Source organism: Candidatus Glassbacteria bacterium (genome assembly GCA_019456185.1).
Lineage (GTDB): Bacteria > Gemmatimonadota > Glassbacteria > GWA2-58-10 > GWA2-58-10 > JAJRTS01.
Genome location: VRUH01000026.1, coordinates 1 through 21,582, shown reverse-complemented (window position 1 = coordinate 21,582; position 21,582 = coordinate 1). Strand labels below are relative to the sequence as shown.

Genomic DNA, 21,582 nt, shown 5'->3' with positions numbered 1-21,582 from the left:
GTTGACAGCCTGTTATATTTTAAATGATGATGAATTGCAAACTAAGATTGCCGGGAGTAAAGCTGAAAATCGCCGGCCGGATAATGCTCTGGACTGTGCTGGCGGCCGTGGTCGCAACCGGCGGTTGCGGTGTTTTGGACCGCATGAGACCGTCGCGGACACCGGCTGCCGCCCCGGTGATGCAGAGTTCGGGGCGGCTGGATTCGCTCTGGAATTCAGCCCTGCCCGTGGACACGCTGTTCCTGGCTAAAACTCCCGCCGGAGCCGCTGAGGCGCTGCTGCCGGCACAGCCTCCCCTGCGACGGGGGCCGTCATCGGCGGAGATTCTCAGCCCGGAAGCTGTCTGGGGCTGGCGCGTGCAGTTGGCGTCATCAACAGACAAGGATGAATTGGCCGGAATTGTCGGACGAGTCGAGAGAGAGTTCGGGACAGCCGCTTATCTGGAGGAACTCGAGGGAAAGTACGTGCTGAGAATCGGCGCGTTCGACAACCTCGTCTCCGCCGGACGGGAGCGGGACCGGGCTGTTTCATACGGGTATAAAAATACGTGGATCGTGCAGACGCGGATCCCGCCCAACCAGATCCAACGCGAGGAGTAGCTATGCAGATCAAGGGACAATTCGTGCATCTGGACGAGTCGTGTCCGGTGTTCAAGTATCTCCAGGAAGGCGAATCCTGTTTCTATAAATCTAGCTGCGATGCGATCTGTGACCTGGCCGACGGAGGACAGAAATTCAAGAAAATGCGCGATGAACTCGATTTTCGCGCTTTCCCGGAGGTCTGGAAGAAAAGGGAGATGGTGATCCTGGCCAACGTCGCCAAGGTGATCCGCCGCCTCGAGGAGAAGAAGAATTTCCTTGACGCCAAGCGGATGAAACAGGCTTACGGGTTCGACACCGCCAAGCGGATGGCTGCAAAGAAGTCGAGTTGAGCCATGCGGGAAGCAGGCTACTATCAGGCTCTCGACGGGGGCGGCGTGGAGTGCGGGCTCTGCCCTCACCGCTGCCGGATTGCGCCCGGTGAGCGAGGGGTCTGCCGAGTCCGGGAAAACCGTGACGGGAAGCTGTACAGCTTGGTCTATGGCCGTCTGGCGGCCAGCCACGTGGACCCTATCGAGAAAAAACCGCTGTTTCATTTCCTGCCCGGCTCCCTCGCATATTCCGTCTCAACTGTCGGCTGCAACCTGTCCTGCCCCTTCTGCCAGAACCACGAAATCAGCCTGGTCATGCGCACGGGTATCGAATCACCGCCGGGCTACGACGCTCCGGTGGAGCGCGTTGCCGATGAGGCGGTAGCCTCCGGCTGCCACAGCCTCTGCTTCACATATACCGAGCCGACAATCTTTTTCGAGTACATGGCCGACCTGGCCGCCGCCGCCCGCGCCAGGGGGATACGCTCGGCGATCGTCTCCAACGGTTTTATCGAGACCGAACCGCTGGCGGAATTGTGCGGGCTGATCGATGCGGCAAATATCGATCTCAAGGCGTTCAACCCCGACACCTACCGCAAGGTGCTGAAAGGACGGCTGGAACCCGTACTGGAAACTATCCGCACCCTTCATTCGGCCGGTGTCTGGACCGAGGTGACCACCCTGGTGGTGCCGGAGATGAACGACAGCGGTGGTGAACTGGGACAGATTGCGGAGTTCATCGCCTCGCTCGACAGGGATATCCCCTGGCACGTCAGCCGCTTTTTCCCGCACAGCAGCTACACCGCCCGCGACATCACCCCCCACGACAGCATCCGCCGTGCTTTGGATGCGGGGCGTGAGGCTGGTTTGCGCTATGTCTACGCGGGTAACCTTCCCGGCGATGAATCGGAAAGCACGTTCTGCCCGTCATGCGGACAGACGGTTATCGAGCGCCGGGGATACAGCGTGGCGGCCGGAAACCTGGTGGACGCTAATCATTGCGCTAACTGCAATTCTGTGATCGCGGGCGTGTTCTGAGTTACGGCTTCGCAGCGAACAACCATCAGAGACGAAAGCTATGCTGCAGATCTGTGAGACATTCGTTTCCCTGAGCGGTGAATCGAGCTGGCAGGGGCTGGTCACGACTTTCATCCGTTTCGCCGGCTGCGATGTCGACTGCGAATGGTGCGATACCGAATACGCACGCACCGGCGAGTCCACTCCTGTCGAACTCGAACAGGTGGTTTCCATCTGCCGGGCAAACGGAGCCGGCCGGGTGATCCTGACCGGCGGGGAGCCAATGCTGCAGGAGGAATTGCCCCAGTTGTGCCGGGCGCTGCTGGAGGAGGGATTCGCCGTCCAGGTCGAAACCAGCGGGACCCGGCTAATGGATAGGCTGGACCAGCGGGTGAAAAAAGTGGTTGATATTAAACCTCCCGGAGCAAAAGCGAAAAAAAAATTCCACTGGGGCAATCTGGACCTGCTCCAGCAGCATGACGAGATCAAGTTCGTGCTGACCGGCCGCGAGGATTACGACTGGTCCCTGTCGATAATCGCCAAGGTGAAACTCGATAGAATGTGCGGGATAATCTTTTCACCGGTGGCCGGCCGTCTCGACCCGGCCGAGCTGGCCGGCTGGATGGTCGAGGACCGTCCGCCGGCGCGGCTTCAGCTTCAACTCCACAAGCAAATCTGGCCAGACGAGCCGCGAGGCCGGTAAAAAACTGCATAAACGCATGGTATACAATAAGATACGTAGCGTCGCTTTCTTCTGCCGCCTGTTATACGCATAACTAACACCGGCACATCTCCATTCGGTTTTGCCTCTCTCGGCGCTTGCAGAGATCGCTGGGTGGAGCGCCGCTTTAGCTGTGGTGTTGACTCGTCCCGTCCCGAACGCCTCCCAGGCGGCATCTGGCTGGCTCTGGATACGCTTCGTAAAGGGGCGATCGTGTTTGCCCGTGAGGGGGGGTACTTTCAAGCGGGCCTGCGGCTCAGAGGGCCTTATTTTGATTTTTTCCTGCTCAGTGCCACCATCAGCGAAGTGATATCTCCCGGACGGATACCGGGGATTCTCGAAGCTTGTCCGAGCGTGGCGGGCCGGCGGGCGGCAATCCGCTGACGGCTCTCGGTGGAAAGCGACTGGATTGATGAGTAGTCGAGGCTGGCGGGAATTTTCACCCGGTCCAGTCTGGCGGCTTGTTCGTGACGGGTGCGTTCGCGCGCCATGTATCCGGCGTACTTGATTTCCATTTCCACCTGGGCCAGCACCTCCGCGGGGTGGCCGCCGAACTCTCCGTCGAGATGAGCAAAGAGCCCGCCGATCTCAATCTCGGGACGCCGCAGGATTTTCTCCACGCTCAGCGCTTCGCCTGTCTCCGCGCTGCCGGCCTCGCGCAGCAGGGGATTGATTTTTTCCGGACCCACTCTCGTTGCCCTGCATAGCTCGATCAGCTCCTCGGCGCGGCGCTGCTTGCCAAGCACCGATTCGTATTGTTCGCCGGTGATCAATCCGAGACGATAGGCCAGCGGGGAGAGACGGAGGTCGGCGTTGTCCTGGCGCAGGCTCAAGCGGAATTCGGCGCGGGAGCTGAACAGCCGGTAGGGCTCGTCCACTCCGCAGGTGACGATATCATCGATCAGCACTCCGAGGTAACTCTGCGCCCGGTCGAATATCACCGGCTGCTCACCGCGGATGAACAGGGCGGCATTGAGTCCGGCGGCGAGGCCCTGCCCCGCGGCTTCCTCGTACCCGCTGGTCCCGTTGACCTGCCCGGCCAGAAACAGACCGGCCACCTTACGGCTTTGCAGTGAAAGATCGAGCTCCGTGGGGTCGTAGCAGTCGTACTCGATTGCGTAGCCCGGGCGGATAATCCCGGCCAGCTCCAGCCCCTCGATACTGTTGACCAGTTGCTGCTGTATCTCCAGCGGGAGGCTGTTGGAAAGTCCGTTGAGATACATCTCGTCGGTGTCCAGCCCCTCGGGTTCCAGGAACAGGTGATGAGCGTCGCGGTCGGGGAATTTGACAAACTTGTCCTCGATCGAGGGGCAGTAGCGCGGGCCGGTGCCCTCCATCCAGCCGCCGTACATGCTCGAGCGCTTGAGGTTATCCATCACCAGCGAGCGTGTACGGGGAGAGGTCCGCGCGTGCCAGCAGCTTACCTGGGGCAGTGTATCGCAGTCGTGGAAGAAGGAAAAGCGGTAGGAGGGGTCGTCGCCGGGCTGTTCGGCCAGGACCTCCAGATTCACTCTTTTGCGGTCGATACGGGGCGGGGTGCCGGTCTTGAACCGTAAAGGGCTGAGGCCCAGCTCTTTCAGGTTTTGCGCCAGGTCGATCGAGGAAGCGTCACCGGCCCGGCCAGCCGGGAGTTCGCGGTCCCCCACCCTGATCGTCCCGTTGAGAAATGTCCCGGCCGCCAGCACGACAGCCTTGCTGTCGAATGAGCCGGCCCTGTCGGTGAGAACGCCGGCTACCCGGTTGCCGGAGGTCGCGATTGAGGTGGCCGTGGCCCCGGCAACCGTTACGCCTGGTAACTGGCTGACCAGCCCGGAGACCGCCTCGAGATACAGCCGGCGGTCGCTCTGGGAGCGCGGGGAGCGCACGGCGGGTCCCTTGCTGGTATTGAGCATGCGGAACTGGATCGAGGCCCTGTCGGTGGCCCGGGCCATCAGCCCGCCGAGCGCATCGATTTCCCGCACGAGCTGGCCCTTGGCCACTCCGCCGATTGCCGGGTTGCACGACATCTGGCCCATCGCATCCGGCCGGCTGGTGATCAGGAGCACCCTGGCTCCGGCGGCCGAAGCCGCCCGCGCCGCCTCGACTCCGGCGTGGCCCGCCCCGATTACGACAATGTCGAAGCTGTTTTCGCTCATGTTGTTTCACGTGAAACAAGTTAGATGAGGTGGAAACGTGAAATGAGGGGGAACGTGGAATGTTTCACGTGAAACGTCGCTCCGCCTACTTGCCGATACAGAACCTGGAGAATATCGAATCCAGCACGTCCTCGCCGGCGATCCGCCCGGTGATCTCACCCAGGCGGTCGCAAACCTCGCCGATATCCGCGGCGATCAGCTCAGGCGGGTTTGCCGTCTCGATAGCCTCGAGCAGCTCGCGCGCTTCCTCCAGCAGCTTTTTCTGCCGAAGGCTCGTTACCATCGATCCTGAATCACCCGGCCCGCTGCCGGTATTTTCAACAGCGCCTGCAATCGCCTGTTTAAGCCGGTCTAGGCCCTCGCCGGTTTTAGCGGAGACCGGGAGATAGCCGTCGGGCGGAGATGCCCCGTCCGGCTGGAGATCGATTTTATTGAGCACCCGCACCAGTTTTTTGTCCCCGTGCTCGGCCAGAAATGACTTTTCGGCCCGCGCGAAATCAGCACCGGCCTCGTGGACAAAGACCACCACATCGCTGCCGGCAATATACTTCCTGCCGTACTCCACCCCGATTTTCTCGGCCTCTTCGCCGCCATCTCTGAGTCCGGCGGTGTCCACCAGCCTTATCAGCCGCCCGTCCAGGACAGTTTCCCGCTCAACCGCGTCGCGGGTGGTGCCGGGCGAGCCGGTTACTATCGAGCGCTCCTCGTCGAGCAGACGGTTGAACAGTGAGCTTTTGCCGACATTGGGCGCCCCGGCGATAACAGTAACCGCCCCGCGCGAGACAATCAGGGCGCGCTCGGCTCCCGCCAGCAGGCTGTCCAGGCTGGAGATTGTCTTGCTGATAAAAATATCGATTCGTTCGGGAGAGTGTTCCCGGCCGGCTTCGTCCGGGAAATCAATCCTGTATTCGAGTTCGGAACGAATATCGAGCAGGGAGGCGCGCATCCGCTCCACGCGGCCGCCCAGGTCGCTGTCAAGCCCGGCCAGCGCGGCCCTGCGTCCATCTTCCGTGCGGGCGTGGATCAGGTTGTCCACAGCCTCGGCCTGGACCAGGTCCAGACGGCCGTTGAGGAACGCCCGCCGGGTGAACTCGCCGGCCGTGGCGTTGCGTGCTCCCCCGCGGCGGGCCGTGTCGATCACCGCCGAGCTGACCGCCAGGCCGCCGTGGCAGTGAAACTCCACAATATCCTCGCCCGTGTAGCTGCGCGGCCCGGCGAATTTTACCGCCAGCGCCCGGTCGATCCGTTCCCCGTCGCGGTTGACCAGGTCGAACAGCGCCATCCCGCGTTCGGCCAGGCTGTCGAATTTTTTTCTCTCGGCGACCATCCCGCGGGCTACAGCCCAGGAATCAGGACCGCTGAGCCTGACAACCGCGACAGCGCCAAGCCCGCAGGCGGTGGAAAGCGCCACAATAGTTTCGTCCATGCAAGTTCCCCGCCCTGTCAGATCCTCATCCTGGCGCATACCTGTTCGTCCATTGGCTTGACAGTGATCTTGCGCTCGGCGCCCCCGGGGGTCTGGACAATGACCTGCACGCTCTCGCGGTCCCTGCCGTCGCCGTAACGGGCGGTCAGCCTGGCCGCGGTATCGACCGGACGGTCTCCGTGCTCTCCCTCGAGCAGGGTGAGCGGACCGACGACATCGGCGCAGTTCAGCCGCAGGCTGTCCCTGGCCTGGCTTTGGAGCAACAGGTTCTCGGCCTCGTTGCGGCCCACGATCGCTTTCGAACGGTCGGCGATCCGGAAATGGCGGCCGACCTTGAGCAGCAACACCTGCTCGGTTGTCAGGGTTTTCTTTTCCTGGTGGTCGAACAGGTCCTGCATCCGCCGCGCGTAGTTGGGATCGGTCAGGAAGCAGCAGCCGCCGGCGGGCTGAGGGTAGTCGGCCAGGCCGATCTTTTTCGCCAGTTCCATCTGCGGCTTACGGCTGCGTCCCTTGAAATCGTAAAGCTTCTCGCGGTCCACCCAGCCCTCGATCTCGGCCAGAGTCGGCTCCAGCAGTTTGGCCGAGAGCGGCCGCAGAACCTTGCCCTTGGCCCCGCTGCGCATCTCGATCAACAGCAGGGACTGGCGCATCTGGCTCATCGGCCTCTGCCCCACCACCTCGCCGGTGATAATGAACCTGGCCCCGACAGTGTCCATGAACTCCAGCGTCTTCTGCTGCATGAAAATCCGGCAGTCGATACAGGGGTTGACGTTTTTGCCGTAGCCGTAGCGCGGGTTGGTCAGGATCCGCATGTATTCTTTCGAAATGTCGATAATTTCCACCGGGATCCGCCACTGGGCCCCGGCCCTCAGAGCCTCGTTGCGCACGGATTTCGGGTCGATTTCCGCGCCCAGCCCCACCATCTTGCGCCGGTGGTCGGTGAGGCAGAAGCCCGTGTTGTAGTTGACCCCGATAACATCTATTCCCTGGTCGGCGACGATTTTGACCGCCAGCGAGCTGTCGAGCCCGCCGGAAAGCATCGCCACCGCCCTGATCTTCTCATGACTCATGGCTGGCTAACTCCTTCCTGAGTCCCTCCACCAGAACGAACCTGCCCAGAGGCAGCACCTCGACCCCCTCGGGGAACGAGCGCATGAACAACGGGTTGTCGCACATCCCGCCCGAGAGGTAGAACCGCTTCGGCTGCCCGATGAAGCGGTATGCGTTGACCGCCAGGCCGCGGGTGAAATTCGCCACCGCCCGTTCCGCCGACCCGCCCCCGGCGATCTGTTCGAACAGCTGCTCCATGCCCAGCACCCCGCAGGTGATCCCCATCACGCTGTCCCCGGTTTCCACTGCTGCCGGGTCCACCTCGAAATAATCGAGGATCAGTTCCAGGGTAAAGCCGGTCATCGCTCCGCACTTGGCCGACCAGTTCATCTCGCTGATCCGGCCGTCGGCGAAACAGACGTATTTTACATCCCGGGAGCCGACATCGAGCACCGTAAACTGTTTGTCATCAACGAGTTGCAATGACCCATCGCCCAGAGCAATCAACTCGTTGACACTCCTTTCCGCCCGCTTGCGGGTATTATGTCCGGTCGCCAGCTCGGCGGTGAAATCCACCAGGTCCTTGGTCCGGGATATTTTCCTCTGACCGCTGCCGGTGTCAATGATCTTGGTCCAGGACGTGCCGAAGTCCGCCAGGATCGCCATTGCCAGCCTCCGCAGTTGCCGCGCAATGAGTGAACGAGCGAAATAACGAGAGGGAAACAATTTATATAATCCGGACCTGTTTGTAAATTTTTTCCTCACCTTAATTATACATTGAGGCCTGATTGTTGCAGCATTTTTTTGCGGTAGCGAGCCTTAGATGTTATCTTTGCGCTGAAAATGGCCTCAAATACCAGTCATTCACGGATTTCCCGGATAGGACGGCGATGATAACAAGTTTCCGCAAAAGCGTGATAAAGCCCGCACTGATCGGTTTCTGTCTGCTGGTGTCTTATTTCTGCACCGGTTTACTCCGGGCTGCGGACACCGACAGCCGGGAAGCCGGGGCAGAGCAATATGTTACGGTCCGGATGGGCGGCAGCCTGTGGAACACCCTGATCGACAACGGCGTCGACCCTACCCAGTGGCGCTACATCTTCGAATTCAACCGCGAACGCAACCCCGCTTTCGCCAGAATCACCAGCGCCAAACGTATTCCGCGCGGAGTGACGATTTACATCCCGTTCGAGTCCGAGGGCGACAGCCCGATCCGCCGCCGTCAGCCGGCCCGGCCCAGGAGCAGCACTGTTCAGGATACCGTGAAGTTCCACGGCGATGAGCCGTTCCTGAAAATCAAGACGGGACGAGGCCAGAGCCTGAGCAACGTTGTCCGGCAGTTTTGCATGCCGGAGTGGAGCGGTGATAAGCGGCTGCGCGAGAGCATGGTACGCACGATCAGCAGCGATATCCGCGACATCTACCGCCGCGCCGGCGAGGTTTTCAGCTACCGCTCCGCTGTAATCCACGTGCCGCTGTATTTGACCGAGGAGCACTATAACTCCCTGGCCGACAGGCACTCCAGCCTGAACTCGTCGCCCGAGAGCTACGTTGCCCGCGAGCGGATTTACCCGCTCGGCGAGCGCGATATCAAACATACAGCCGCCCCCGGCGAAACGTACGCCGACCTGGCCGGGCGCTATGTGGCTCCGGCCTCCGAGTGGCCGTCGACCTATACTTTCCACGACGACCCGGAGCGTCACGCCCGCTATCTCGCCCAGCAGATTCGCCACTATAACATGAACCAGCCGCTGTGGCCCGGTAAGTTATATTATATACCATCTTATCTGCTGAACAACCGTTACGTGCTTTCCAAGCCGGTTGTCGGGCTGAAGAAAAAAACCAAGAATAAGCTGGTGTACGACAATGGCCTGGAAATCAGTCTCAGCCACCATGTCACCCGCCGCAAGACATATTACCGCCGCCGGCAGAAATACCTTCCTCCGCTCAAGCGCCAGTTCGGTGACGGCAGCGCGGCATACCCGGATATGATTATCTGGCACCGGACGGGGATCGAGCCGGAAGTGGAAGAGGCCCTGCGCGAGAAAAAACGCAGCCAGTTCAGTCTCAACTATATCTACCGCATGGCGGTGACTAACTTTTATATCGACGAGTCGGGTAACTGTTTCCTGGTGGTTGACCCGGACAAGAACCCCCGCGACCACTCGGGCAGCCCGGCCGACTACCGCTGTTTCTGGAACGGACAGAACCGGGTCAGTGACGTCTCGATCGGTATCGAGATCGAGGCCGGGTTCACCAGCGTGATTACCGCCGCCCAGCTCGAAACAGCGCGCAAGCTCCAGCAGGTGATCCGCTCGATCTACATCATCCCCGACGAACGCGTGCTGGATCATCGCAAGGTGGCCACCCGGCGCGGACCGGGCAATATGCTGCTCCGCGGACGCAAGGCCGACGGGCTTACCGCCAGTGAGCGCAGGGCGATCGGTATCGCACCCGTGCTCGACCCCGACGTCCTGCGCGGGCTGGTGCTGCCCAACCTCAACGAAATCTCCAGCCGCCGGGCGGACAGCACCGACTTCTGGTACAAGGTCGAGATCGACCCGGATCTGGTGGCCACCGCCCGCCGGGCAGGATGGAGGCTCGACGGCCGTATCTGGACCAGTCCCTCACCGGGATTCCCGGACCGCGAGTCGATTCAATCGTCGTTTGATTGAGCGCCGGGTGCTCCGCCATTCCCATCATTTACCTCCCGTTCCGCAACATTTGCTATCTGCAAATGAGCTTGATACTTATAATCTAAATAGTTGAAAATAAATAAATTGCTCAATTGTTGACAAATTGTTAACATTTAGCGGGCCGTCGCGTTAAATGCTAAGAACGGCTGGTTTCACCGGTTTTTTCGTTTGTTCGGGAACTGGTGCCGGCCCGGTCTGAAGCTGATTGAGAAATCAAGACGTTTGGAGTGTCCTGCAACGCAGTTGTATTTAAACCGGGGGGAAGTCCTGATGGTCGAGAAGGGATCTAAAACCGAGCACAACCTGCTGGCCGCATTCGCCGGTGAATCGCAGGCTCGCAACCGCTACGACATGTACGCCGTTATCGCCGAGAAGGAAGGTATGGTCCAGGTCGCGAACCTGTTCCGCGAAACGGCCCACAACGAGATGTGGCACGCGCGCCGCTATTTCAACTTCCTGCCGGGAGGCATGGCCGAGATCACCGCGGGTTACCCGAGCGATATCGGCACCACGGCCGAGAACCTCAAGTCCGCCGCGGCCGGCGAGAACGAGGAGCACACGGTGATCTACCCCGGCATGGCCGAAATAGCCGAGCAGGAGGGCTACCCGGAGGTGGCCAAGCAGTACCGGCAAGTGGCCGGCGTGGAAGTCAAGCACGAGGAGCGCTACCTCAAGCTGCTGGACAATGTCGAGAAGGGGATCGTTTTCAAGCGCGACGGCAAGGTGTTCTGGAAGTGCCTGGAGTGCGGCGCTGTTTACGAGGCCGGCCAGGCTCCCCTGCGCTGCCCGACCTGCGACAACCCGCAGGCCTTTTTCGAGCTGCATGTCGTCAACTATTAATCGGCAGGCTCTGCTATTAAATGCAAAGCCCCGGCCCGCTTATTCTGCGGACCGGGGCTTTTTTTACTGACAAAGTCTCCGGGCAGGCAATCTCGTTTTATTTGCGTTCGTTTCACGCCACGCCTAATATTTCTGTGTCCCTGCAAAGCGATAATGAGTGCAAATAAATTTGATGGAGAGCAACAGGCTTGCCCGATAAATTCGCCCAGATACGGGAAAAATTCCCGATAACCGCCAATCGCGTGTACCTCAACAACGCCGCGGTGGCCCCGGTGCCGCCGTTCATCACCGAGGAGGCGAAAAAGATTTTCGACGGCTACTCGGCCGTCGGCGGAGAACTCGAGGGCCAGTGGCACAGGCGGATAGCCGAAATCCGCAAGCTGGTCGCCGGGCTGATGGGCTGTGGGCATGGCGAGATTTTTTTCAGCAAGAATACCTCGGAAGGACTCACGTTCGCCGTCCGCGGGTTCCCGTGGCGCGAGGGAGACAACGCGCTCAGCCTGCGCGGCGAGTTCCCGGCGGTGACTGTCCCGCTCAATCTGCTCGGCGGCCTCGGGGTTGAACTGCGGATTGTCGAGCCGCGGCCGGACAACACGTTCAGCCTCGATGATCTTATCGCCGCCATGGACTCCCGGACCCGGATGCTGGTGGTCTCGTTTGTCGAGTTCCACACCGGCACCCGTAACGACATGATCGCCCTCGGCGAGCTTTGCCGCAAACGCGGGTTGTTTTTCGCGGTCGATGGGGTCCAGGGAGTGGGCTCGCTGGTCACCCGGGTCAGGGACTGGCAGGCCGATCTGGTCAGCGTGGGCGGGCACAAGTGGATGATCGCCGGCGAGGGCGTGGGCTTCTGCTATCTCAACCGGGACAAGCTGGAACTGCTCGACCCGGTGGGTGCGTCATGGCTGAGCCTGGATGATCCGCTGACATTTCTCACCGGCAGCGCCGACCCCGCTCCATTCGACAAACCGCTGGCCCCAGACGCCGGGCGGTTCGAGGGCGGGACGCTGAATATCGCCGGGATCCACACCCTGGGTAAAAGCGTGGAGACCATGCTCGAGCTGGGACCGGAAAATATCGAGGCTCACGTGCTGGGTCTCGGCTCGCTGCTGGTCGGGGGGCTGGTGGAGAGAGGCTTCGAGGTGCTCAGCCCGCAGTCATCCGGTGCGCGCAGCGGGATCACCTGTTTCCGTCCCCGCAACGAGGACGCCAAGGAGTTGCTGCGTCGCTTGCGAGGCAAAAAATTCGGCCTGGGGTTTCCCTGCGCCTCGATCAGGGTCAGTCCCCACTATTATAATAACGAAGATGATATCGAGCGGCTGCTGGCCGCGCTCGACTGATTTATTATCCGGCGGGAAAGTAAAATGCGAGTCCTACTTACTCTGATATTGCTGCTGGCAGCCTCTGCGGATTCGTTCGCTCAGAGCCGGACCGACACCCTTAGCGGGGCCTGGCCCGTTCCACTGACCGATATTCTGACTGACTATCTCCCCGCCAACCAGATTAACGGCGGACCGGTAGTCCGCACCCGGATCGATGACCCGGACGCCTGGGCCTCCAAGCGCGAATCGATAGTCCGTCGCGCGCGGGAACTGCTGGGCGACGCTCCGCCGGTAAGCGGGCCGCTGGAGGTAAGAGTTATCGGCGAGCAGCAACGTGAGGGTTTTCTCCAGCGGGAGGTAACGTTCAACAGCGGCACCGGCGACCGGATCAACGGCTGGCTGCTGATTCCTCCCGGCGCAAGTGCCGCCGGCCCCCGTCCGGTTATCCTGGCGATGCACTCGACGATCACTCCGGGCGCGAAAGTAACGGTCGGGATCGAGCGGGCGCGCGACAACCGCTATTACGGCGAGGAACTGGCCCGCAGGGGCTACGTGGTGTTCGCCCCGGACGTTATCTCCGCTGGCGAGAGGGTTTACGAGGGAGGCGAGCCGTTTGACACCGGCCCGTTCGACAGGACTTATCCGGAGTGGTCGGCGATGGGCAAGATGCTCTCCGACCATATCCGCTCGGTCGATTTCCTGGGCACTGTGCCCGAGGCGGACACCTCGCGGCTGGGAGTGATCGGCCACAGCCTGGGCGGTTACAACGCGTTCTTCCACCAGGCGTTCGACCCGCGGGTGGACGCAGCGGTAAGCTCGTGCGGCTTTGTCTCCCTGGCCACCTCGGCAAAACCGTTCCGGTTTGCCCGCGACACCTGGTTCGTCCATTTCAACGACCGGCTGCGCGACCACCTTCGCAGCGGCGTTGTCCCGTGCGACCTCCACGAGGTGGCCGCGCTCTGCGCGCCCCGCGCGCTGTTCAACTACTCGGCTCGTCAGGACCATATTTTCCCGGATTTCTGGGCTGTCGCCGAGCCGCTCAAGCAGGTGGCGCGGCTCTATGAAATCCTGGGCGCGGCGGACAGGTTCGAGACTGTCTACACCGACGGAGACCACGATTTCCCGCCGGAAATCCGCGAACGGGCCTACCAGTGGCTGGACAGATGGCTGGGGCGGGACTGGTGAAACAACTTTTATTAAGTTTACCTTGATAAAATAACTAAAAGACATAGGGTGATTCCAATGGACTTCAAATCCCTTTGGTTTCAAAGCAGGTCTAGGAAAGGCCTACGACAAATTTACGCAGTCATATTTTATATGAAGAATGGAAGTACAAGATTGGAGTCAGTGTATAAAACAGCTAGATACTTCAGCGTAACTTATCAAACGATAAATGATCAACTTGCACGCGCACGCCATTTTGCAGGAAAAGTTGATACATTTGAACGATGGTATAAATCAGGAGAATTGTTAGATAAACTACGGCGGAAATTCAAACTAAGTGACCATGATTTTGAAGTTTTTAGAACACTTTTGGAGGAGGATGTTACAAAATCAACTTTATTTTCGATTATTCAGGAAGATTTGAAAAGCATGGAGGCAGAAGAAAAGAAGCCTGTATTAGGGCCTACCGGCGGGCTTGAAGGGAAGCAATCTTTAAGAATGATAAGATATTTTGAAAGAAATTCAAAGTTGCGGACACAAACCATTAATTTTCATGGATTAGAATGCACTGTTTGCGGATTTAATTTTGAAAAAGTATATGGCAAAAGAGGTGAAAGCTTTATTGAGGTTCATCATCACAGACCTATAAGCTCTTATGAAGGTAAAATTAAAGTAGATCCTAAGAATGATATGACAGTTTTATGTAGTAATTGTCATATGATGATCCATCGATTTAGAAGTAATTTATTAACAATTGAGGAGCTTAAAGAGATTATTAATAATAGAGATATTTAAGATAATTTTTCAGGAGGATACCTGTCGATGAAAACAACTGAAAAGGAAAAAAGAGCCGTCAAGAAAATCTCCCGCCGCTCTTTCCTGGGCCGGGCCGCCGGTGCGGCGGCCGGGACGATGGCGCTGGCCGGGACAGCCGCCAGCTACAGCCGGGTTGTCGGCGCCAACGACCGGATCCGGATCGGCCAGATCGGCTGCAGCGACCGCTCGGCGGGCCTGCGGCGGATGCTCAAGGCCAGCATGAAGCAGGACCCCAATCTCGAGCTGGTCAGTCTCTGCGACATCTGGAGCGGCAATCTGAACAGGGCTGCCGATGACGCGGCCGGGCTGTTCGGCAACCGTCCGAAAACCTACAAATACTCAGAGGACCTGCTTGCCGAGCGCGATCTGGACGCGGTGATGGTCGCGACCGGCGACCACCAGCACGCGCGCGTGATGGCCGAGGTGGTCCGTGCCGGCAAGGATGTCTACTGCGAAAAACCGCTGGCCAACACGCTGGCCGACGCCAAGCTGGCCCGCGACGCCGTGCTGGAGACCGGACAGGTTGCCCAGATGGGCAGCCAGTGGCTGAGCTGTCCGTACCAGCAGAAAGTGCGCGAGATAATCCGCAGCGGCCGGCTGGGCAAAATCACCAAGATCGAGCAGAGCTGGAACTACAACGGCCCCCGCTGGTATGTCCCCAAGGATCGGGATATCGCGGCGATCCGCGAGGAGGACACCGACTGGGAGCGCTGGCTGCTGGGACGGCCCTGGCGGCCGTTCGACCCCAGGGTCTATTTCGAGTTCCGGATTTTCAAGGATTTCTCCGGCGGGATCACCGACCAGTGGTACAGCCACGGCTCGTGTCTGGCCCATTTTTTCCTCGACACGCTCATCCCCGACGACACGGTTGCCAACGGCGGCATATTCGCCTGGCACGACGTACGCGAGAACCCGGACACGTTCCAGTGCCTGAGCACATTCCAGAGCAAGGAAGTGCTTTACAGCTACAGTTCCTCCTACGGTAACTACCACGGCGACCACACCGTTATCCGCGGGACCGAGGGAACGCTCTACTCGCCCGGCGGCGAGGGCAGCCCGCGCTGGTATTTCAAGCCCGAAATGAGAAGCGCCTGGGGCAGCAACGTGGTGTTCGACCGCAGTTCGGAGGGAGAGCCGGAAGCCGAATTGGTGAGTGTCGAGGGCCGCGAGGGCGAGCTCCCGCCGATCAACCCGGACGACGACCTCAGCCTGCACACGGACAACTGGCTCGAGTGTATCCGCAGCCGCAAGAAGCCCAACAGCAGTATCGAGACAGGGTTCGCCCACTCGGTGGCGGTGGTGATGGCTACCCGCGCCTACCGCGAGGGCGGGAAGATTTACTGGGACAGGGAGCGCGAAGAGCTCGTGGATAGTCCGCCGAAATCGAGGCGGGGATGAAGATTGGAACCAGTCCGGCGGAGTTATCCACAACTGTTTCCACAACCTTGCAGAAAGTTCTTTAAGTAAGACAGGCTAATTTGAGATGATTCGGTTAATCGGTTAGCAGGCAACAAGATCAATGTCAGCCCCCTGTTAGCCTGCCCGCAAAGCCAGATGGTCAGCGGGTTCAAGCGGCAGGGGGCTTTTTTGCAGCGGGAATTCCGGTTAATTTCTGTTGATGTTCGCGAATACTGATTGTCAGGGCGCACCCGGCCAGCAGCACGAATCCGAAAACCCACTGCAGGATTGCCAGGATTTCACCGAAGACATGGAAACTGGCTACGGTCGCTGCGAACGGTTGGATCAGCGCCAGGTTGGCGCTGCGAGCCAACCCGATTCGTTTGATCGATGCGTAGTAATTACTGTTCGCGCCCGCCACGGCGATAATCCCGGAGACCAGTACGAGAGCCATCATCGGCCCACCTGTGTCGAGCAGGCGCGAGGGTTCGCCCCAGATGACCGGACAAGCCATGTTCGGGAAAGCGCGGACGAATAAAAAAGGAGCCCGGCAGCGAGTAAAATCTGCCGGGCTGTTTTTCAAGATCATAAAATTTGTGGTTATGAGTCAGACCGGAACGACCCTGGTGGCCTGCAACCCCTTTGGTCCTTCACTGTACTCGTAATCCACTTCCTGATCCTCCATCAAGGCCCGGAATCCATCCACTTCGATCACTGAGTAATGCACGAACACGTCTTCCCCGTCAACCTGCTGGATAAACCCGTAGCCTTTCACGTCGTTATACCACTTGACTCGCCCACGCATCTGTACCTCCATCGAATCTTGATCGTTTGCTCCAGCGGCGAACGGCTAGGATGGACGATTAGTTAATCATTATCTATATTAAGCGGTCATTTTTGTTAGTCAAGACTAATTCTACTTTTCTATCCAGTATTAACTGTCGAAGCAATTCAAAGAATCGAATCAGTTACAGGGATGGAAACGGTTTGAGGTGGATACGCAGTGCGGAAAATTGCAAACGGTTGTCAAACAATCCTATTGACAAACAGTATCGGGAGGGTATATTCTGGTGCTCCCAACGGCAAAAAATCCAGCAAAGACAAAAAGAGTGCCGAGGTAGCTCAGTCGGTAGAGCAGGGGACTGAAAATCCCCGTGTCGGCGGTTCAAATCCGTCCCTCGGCACCACTGATAAATAAAGCCTTGACCTGTAAATGGTTAAGGCTTTTTGATTTTGTCAGGGTGCCCATAGGGTGCCCGATTTGAGTTATTTCCCCGTCTTCTCTCATGCAGACCCCCCCTCTCGACACTTAATGAATATAAGAGCACAAGCCTCAATGGTTTGCGTTTTTTTTATTTGTGCCGGGTTCGTATAGAGTTGTTTTACCTTCGGCACCACTCACCTGTTAGCGACCAAATTTCAAGTCTCGTCGGCCCCGCCCTATTTGAATCAACGTTGATTCAAATAGGGTAAGTAGTGAAAGAGAAGCTTTAATTTGACAAAATTGTCCACAAAGACTATTGTTGACTGGTACAAGCACGCCCAGATGCGGAGTCTGGTGAATCGCCCTGGCTTACCACTCTCTGCTGATCTTGGACGCAATCAAAACAGCGCATGGAATCAGGCCGAGCATAGCTCTTTTACTAATTCGCAAGCCGTTGGTAATACTTGAGTGAATTCCTCTTTCACAAATTCTTGTTCAAGGAGGTACAATTGTCGATTCGTAGCGGATGCATGGTATTGTTTGCGACCGTGATCTTTGGTACAACTTGCCAGCAACCGGTTCGGGAAATCAGCCCTATTTCAGCCGAAGACGTAGCAAAGATCAAAGCACTGGGGCCGGCATATGACCAGGTATCTCTGGCTGGAAACTGGGACGCTTACAACGAAATGTTTACAGAAGATGTTTGTATAATGATGCCGGCCATGCCTGAGATCAGAGGACGCACTACTTTTAAAAACTGGATAGAGTCAATCGGTATAACGGTAACCGAACACAAGCTGGAATTCCTTGAAATCGACGGTTATGGAGACCTAGCTTATGCTCGTGGTATTTATACCGAAGCTTATACTATTGAGGGTGTTGCAGAGCCGATAACCGATGCTGGAAAGACGCTGTGTATTTTAAGAAAGCAGCCAGATGGTTCCTGGCGATTCGCATACGTGTGTACCAATTCCAGCCTGCCACCGGTGGACTGACCTGTGACCTGCCCCTCCGGAAATGAATCCGGTCTTCGGTGGGGCGTTCAAACCGCCACCGCCTGAATCAGTTCAATCAATTCCTGTGGCATATCCCGCAGAAAAGTTTTATAGTAGTCAACTACACCCCGCCATTTTATTGAACTTTGTTTACAATAGTTAGAGGATTGAGCTAAATCTGCTGCTTAGCCTGACCCTCCCCGCCTAACCATCCGCAATCAACCTCATATCCGCGCAGTACCGAGCGATCTCGGCTTTGGCCATATCGATCCATGGCTAAGGCTTGATCATTGAGTAGGGCGCAGTACTGCTCTGATTCTCTAGGAGGGGCGATTTCTAATTTGACATTGTTCTCGCAAAGTCTTAATGTTGTTTAGCAGATGTGTTCCCAGACCGGCAGTACGGCACACCGACCAGGCTTACCACATATCGACCTGACCTCGGACGCAATCAAAACAAGCGCATGAAGTCAGACCGGGTTATGACCGGCCGCTTATGCGCAGACTGTTAGGCACACTCGAGTTAAATCTTTTTCTACAAATACTCTTCCAAGAGATTCCCGATGGCCGCAACAAGGTTCACCAAACTTTCGCGGGTTTTCCTGGCTGGAGGCGTTCTGCTCATCGCTGCCTCTCTGTTGTTGTCTGTTACCCAAGCCAAGGCGGAGACCGAGCAGGGAACCACCCCTCAGCCTGACGAGCCGATAGACGTGCCGGCCTACATGCCGCTTAATGTCGGCGATGTTTTCACCTACGATGACGGCTCCCGGGCTGAGATAACCCGGACAGTCGAACTGGACTGGCTCGATAATGTCACCGCTTATGAAAAGGTCTGGACTGTTAACCCGAATCCGGCTATGACTGATGTCAGGTATAACTTTATCAGCAGGGGTGACAGCCTCTTCTGGGCGTCCCTCCACTTTGCCTTCGACAGTGTTTATTATCTCAAGAATGATCCCCCGATGCTTATGGGCACGGCCAATACCACGCCGGGTGATACCTTTTCTACAAACACTATGGGAATAACATTTGATGATGCTGGTATGTCGAGGGTTTATCCTGCAATCGTACATGTAGTCGTGAACCGGTCGGGTCCGGTGAGTGTGCCCTATGGCACCTTTGAGGATTGCATTACTATGAAGTTCATTGAGGTGCATTTAGATGACGGAGAGAAGGAAGAGTTTATGAACCTCGTTCTGGCAAAAGGCATTGGAATAATTCAAGGCAATGAAGTGGGTATTGCCAGCGAATCAGCTCCCGTTCACTCACTGGTCGATTATCAGCCGGGAACCACTCCTGAGCCTGACGAACCGATAGACGTTCCTGCCTACATGCCCTTTAATATCGGTGATGTTTTCACCTACGATGACGGCGCCCGGGCTGAGATAACCCGGACAGTTGAACTGGACTGGCTCGATAATGTCACTGCTTATGAAAAGGTCTGGACGGTTAACCCGAATCCGCAAATGACTGATGCCAGGGGTTACTACATTATCAGTGGTGATAGCCTCTTCCTGGCGTCCCTTCACGGGACCAGCGGCGGTGTTGCCGATCATGCCAAGTTTGATCCCCCTGTACTTCTGGGCACGGCCAACACCACGCCGGGTGATACCTTAACCACTGTGGGGATAGTGCATGGCGTCGTAGAGAGTAGTGGTTTGCCGGAGGTTGATTCTTCAATCGTCCAGGTGGTCGTGGACCGGTCGGGCCCGGTGAGTGTGCCCTATGGCACCCTTGAGGATTGCATTGCTATGACCATCACTTTGTCTTTCATTTATGAAGAACTTACGCTTGAGCTTAAGAACGTGATTCTGGCTAAAGGTATTGGAATCATTTACGGCAGAGAAGAGGGTATTGCAACCGAATCAGCTCCCGTTCACTCTATGGCCGATTTTCAGCAGGGAACCACCCCTCCGCCTGACGAGCCGATAGATGTTTTTGCCTACATGCCGCTTAATATCGGCGATGTTTTCACCTACGATGACGGAGCCCGGGCTGAGATAACCCGGACAGTCGAATTGGACTGGCTTGATAATGTCACCGCTTATGAACAGGTCTGGACGATTAACCCGAATCCGCAAGTAACTGATCTCAGGTATTACTATATTATAAGTGGTGATAGCCTCTTCGCGGCGTCCATTCATTATACCTACGAGGGTGTTTCGGATTATTTCAGGTATGATCCTCCTACTCTATTGGGCACGGCCAACACCACGCCTGGTGATACCTTAACCACTGTGTCGGTAGCATATACGGCCGGCAGCATTCCGGGTGAACCCCATACCGCATTCACCACCCAGGTTGTCTTGAACTGGTCGGACCCGGTGAGTGTGCCCTATGGCACCTTTGAGGATTGCATTACTTTGACGTACATTGAAGTGGATGACGGAGAGAAGAATGAGACTTCGAAACTGATTCTGGCTAAAGGCATTGGAATAATTCATGGTGATGAAACGGGTATTGCAACCGATTTGGCTCCCGTTCACTCTCTGGTCGATTTTCAGCCGGGAACCACCCCTCAGCCTGACGAACCGATAGACGTGCCAGCCTACATGCCGCTTAATGTCGGAGATGTTTTCACCTACGATGACGGCTCCCGGGCGGAGATAACCCGGACGGTCGAATTGGACTGGCTCGATAATGTCACCGCTTATGAAAAGGTCTGGACGATCAACCCGAATCCGGAAATGACTGATGTCAGGTATTACTTTATTATCAGGGGTGATAGCCTCTTCTGGGCGTCCGTTCACTTGACCCACGACAATATTGCCGATTATGCCAGGTTTGATCCCCCCGCGCTGATGGGCACGGCCAACACCATAGCGGGTGATACCTTAACCACTGTGCGGATAACATATTATGGCGTCGAAGAGGATACTGGTTTGCCGAATGTGGAGGATGATTCTACAATCGTTCAGGTGGTCGTGAACCGGTCGGGACCGGTGAGTGTGCCCTATGGTACTTTTGAGGATTGCATTACTATGACCGTCATTTTAATGCCTTCGGATGAAGAGAAGACTGAGATTTTGAACGTGACTCTGGCTAAAGGCATTGGAATAATTCAAGGCGCGGAATTGCTTATTGCAACCGAATCAGCTCCCGTTCACTCTCTGTCCGATTTTCAGCCGGGAACCACCCCACAGCCTGACGAGCCGATAGACGTTCCTGCCTACATGCCCTTTAATATCGGCGATGTTTTCACCTACGATGACGGCTCCCGGGCTGAGATAACCCGGACAGTCGAATTGGATTGGCTCGATAATGCCACTGCTTATGAAAAGGTCTGGACTGTTAACCCTAATCCGCAAATAACCGATGTCAGGTATTACTTTATCAGCAGGGGTGACAGCCTCTTCCTGGCGTCCCTTCACTTTATCCACGACGGTATTTCCGATTATGCAAAGCTTGAACCCCCTATTCTTATGGGCACGGCCAACACCACGCCGGGTGATACCTTGAATACTGTGGGGACAAGAAATGAGATAGATGATGCTACTGGTCTGCCGGGGATTTATCCTTCATTTCTCCAGGTGATCGTGAACCGGTCGGGCCCGGTGAATGTGCCCTCTGGTACTTTTGAGGATTGCATCGGTATGATCTTCCTTGAGGAAGAGGACGGAGAGATGGTCGAGGTTATAAACCTGATCCTGGCTAAAGGCATTGGAGTAATTCAAGGCAGTGAATGGGGTATTGCAAGCGAATTAGCTCCCGTTCACTCTATGACCGATTTTCAGCCGGGAGTTACCCCGGTTGATGCCCCTGATATTTCTTTGTCGATTATTTCTATAGATATGGGCGAAGTGACTTTCGGTAGTCAGGCAACTGCATCCTTCAGTATTACCAACTCAGGAAATGCGCCTTTGGCAATTGACAGCATTACCAGTGATAA

At 57.1% G+C, this 21,582-nt stretch carries 18 protein-coding genes and 1 tRNA gene; 13 read left to right on the top strand and 6 right to left on the bottom strand.

The genetic code is table 11. From position 1 onward, the window contains the following. Positions 1-23 precede the first annotated feature (23 nt). Genes FVQ81_10690 through FVQ81_10675 form a run of 4 tightly spaced genes read left to right on the top strand, consistent with a single transcriptional unit; the run spans position 24 to position 2,630 of the window. Positions 24-599: an SPOR domain-containing protein gene (locus FVQ81_10690; protein ID MBW7997012.1), complete on the top strand. Its 576-nt coding sequence runs from the start codon at positions 24-26 to the stop codon at positions 597-599. A 2-nt stretch (positions 600-601) separates the two neighbouring features. Then, positions 602-931, top strand: a complete 330-nt coding sequence (locus tag FVQ81_10685) for a hypothetical protein (protein MBW7997011.1) — start codon at positions 602-604, stop codon at positions 929-931. 3 nt (positions 932-934) lie between these two features. Continuing rightward, the gene (gene amrS, locus FVQ81_10680; protein MBW7997010.1) at positions 935-1,948 is read left to right on the top strand and encodes an AmmeMemoRadiSam system radical SAM enzyme; all 1,014 of its coding nucleotides are present in this window, start codon (positions 935-937) and stop codon (positions 1,946-1,948) included. A gap of 40 nt (positions 1,949-1,988) precedes the next feature. Beyond that, on the top strand, positions 1,989-2,630 hold the full coding sequence (locus FVQ81_10675; protein ID MBW7997009.1) for a radical SAM protein: 642 nt from the start codon (positions 1,989-1,991) through the stop codon (positions 2,628-2,630). 284 nt (positions 2,631-2,914) lie between these two features. On the opposite strand, the gene mnmG is transcribed toward FVQ81_10675, so the two are convergent. From mnmG to FVQ81_10655, 4 genes are all read right to left on the bottom strand, one after another. Further along, entirely contained in the window at positions 2,915-4,783 is a 1,869-nt protein-coding gene (mnmG, locus tag FVQ81_10670; GenBank protein MBW7997008.1) for a tRNA uridine-5-carboxymethylaminomethyl(34) synthesis enzyme MnmG, read from the bottom strand. 85 nt (positions 4,784-4,868) lie between these two features. After that, complete coding sequence (mnmE, locus tag FVQ81_10665; protein MBW7997007.1) at positions 4,869-6,248, bottom strand: tRNA uridine-5-carboxymethylaminomethyl(34) synthesis GTPase MnmE; 1,380 nt, start codon at positions 6,246-6,248, stop codon at positions 4,869-4,871. Beyond that, the gene (locus FVQ81_10660) at positions 6,227-7,279 is read right to left on the bottom strand and encodes a hypothetical protein (GenBank protein MBW7997006.1); all 1,053 of its coding nucleotides are present in this window, start codon (positions 7,277-7,279) and stop codon (positions 6,227-6,229) included. The genes mnmE and FVQ81_10660 overlap by 22 nt, the downstream gene beginning before the upstream one ends. After that, complete coding sequence (locus FVQ81_10655; protein ID MBW7997005.1) at positions 7,269-7,925, bottom strand: ATPase; 657 nt, start codon at positions 7,923-7,925, stop codon at positions 7,269-7,271. Before FVQ81_10655 ends, FVQ81_10660 begins: the two co-directional genes overlap by 11 nt. Before the next feature lie 224 nt (positions 7,926-8,149). Between FVQ81_10655 and FVQ81_10650 the strand changes: the two genes are divergently transcribed. The 6 genes from FVQ81_10650 (at position 8,150) to FVQ81_10625 (ending at position 15,495) form a co-directional block, all read left to right on the top strand. Next, positions 8,150-9,934, top strand: a complete 1,785-nt coding sequence (locus FVQ81_10650; GenBank protein ID MBW7997004.1) for an N-acetylmuramoyl-L-alanine amidase — start codon at positions 8,150-8,152, stop codon at positions 9,932-9,934. 291 nt (positions 9,935-10,225) lie between these two features. Then, on the top strand, positions 10,226-10,795 hold the full coding sequence (locus FVQ81_10645) for a rubrerythrin family protein (GenBank protein ID MBW7997003.1): 570 nt from the start codon (positions 10,226-10,228) through the stop codon (positions 10,793-10,795). Positions 10,796-10,983: 188 nt separating this feature from the next. Next, the gene (locus FVQ81_10640; protein ID MBW7997002.1) at positions 10,984-12,135 is read left to right on the top strand and encodes an aminotransferase class V-fold PLP-dependent enzyme; all 1,152 of its coding nucleotides are present in this window, start codon (positions 10,984-10,986) and stop codon (positions 12,133-12,135) included. Between the two features lie 24 nt (positions 12,136-12,159). Then, on the top strand, positions 12,160-13,302 hold the full coding sequence (locus FVQ81_10635; protein ID MBW7997001.1) for a dipeptidyl aminopeptidase: 1,143 nt from the start codon (positions 12,160-12,162) through the stop codon (positions 13,300-13,302). Between the two features lie 57 nt (positions 13,303-13,359). Next, positions 13,360-14,076 (top strand): hypothetical protein, encoded by a 717-nt coding sequence (locus FVQ81_10630; GenBank protein MBW7997000.1) that lies wholly within the window; start codon positions 13,360-13,362, stop codon positions 14,074-14,076. Between the two features lie 27 nt (positions 14,077-14,103). Further along, complete coding sequence (locus FVQ81_10625) at positions 14,104-15,495, top strand: Gfo/Idh/MocA family oxidoreductase (GenBank protein ID MBW7996999.1); 1,392 nt, start codon at positions 14,104-14,106, stop codon at positions 15,493-15,495. A 169-nt stretch (positions 15,496-15,664) separates the two neighbouring features. On the opposite strand, the gene FVQ81_10620 is transcribed toward FVQ81_10625, so the two are convergent. Both FVQ81_10620 and FVQ81_10615 read right to left on the bottom strand, forming a co-directional pair. Then, positions 15,665-16,084 (bottom strand): DMT family transporter, encoded by a 420-nt coding sequence (locus tag FVQ81_10620; GenBank protein MBW7996998.1) that lies wholly within the window; start codon positions 16,082-16,084, stop codon positions 15,665-15,667. An 18-nt stretch (positions 16,085-16,102) separates the two neighbouring features. After that, positions 16,103-16,300 (bottom strand): cold-shock protein, encoded by a 198-nt coding sequence (locus FVQ81_10615; protein MBW7996997.1) that lies wholly within the window; start codon positions 16,298-16,300, stop codon positions 16,103-16,105. Positions 16,301-16,606: 306 nt separating this feature from the next. On the opposite strand from FVQ81_10615, the gene FVQ81_10610 reads away from it, so the two are divergent. The 3 genes from FVQ81_10610 to FVQ81_10600 form a co-directional block, all read left to right on the top strand. Continuing rightward, positions 16,607-16,682, top strand: a tRNA-Phe gene (locus FVQ81_10610). Between the two features lie 526 nt (positions 16,683-17,208). Beyond that, positions 17,209-17,694 (top strand): DUF4440 domain-containing protein, encoded by a 486-nt coding sequence (locus FVQ81_10605; GenBank protein MBW7996996.1) that lies wholly within the window; start codon positions 17,209-17,211, stop codon positions 17,692-17,694. Between the two features lie 562 nt (positions 17,695-18,256). Further along, a partial coding sequence (locus FVQ81_10600) for a hypothetical protein (GenBank protein ID MBW7996995.1) occupies positions 18,257-21,582 on the top strand: 3,326 nt, incomplete at its 3' end.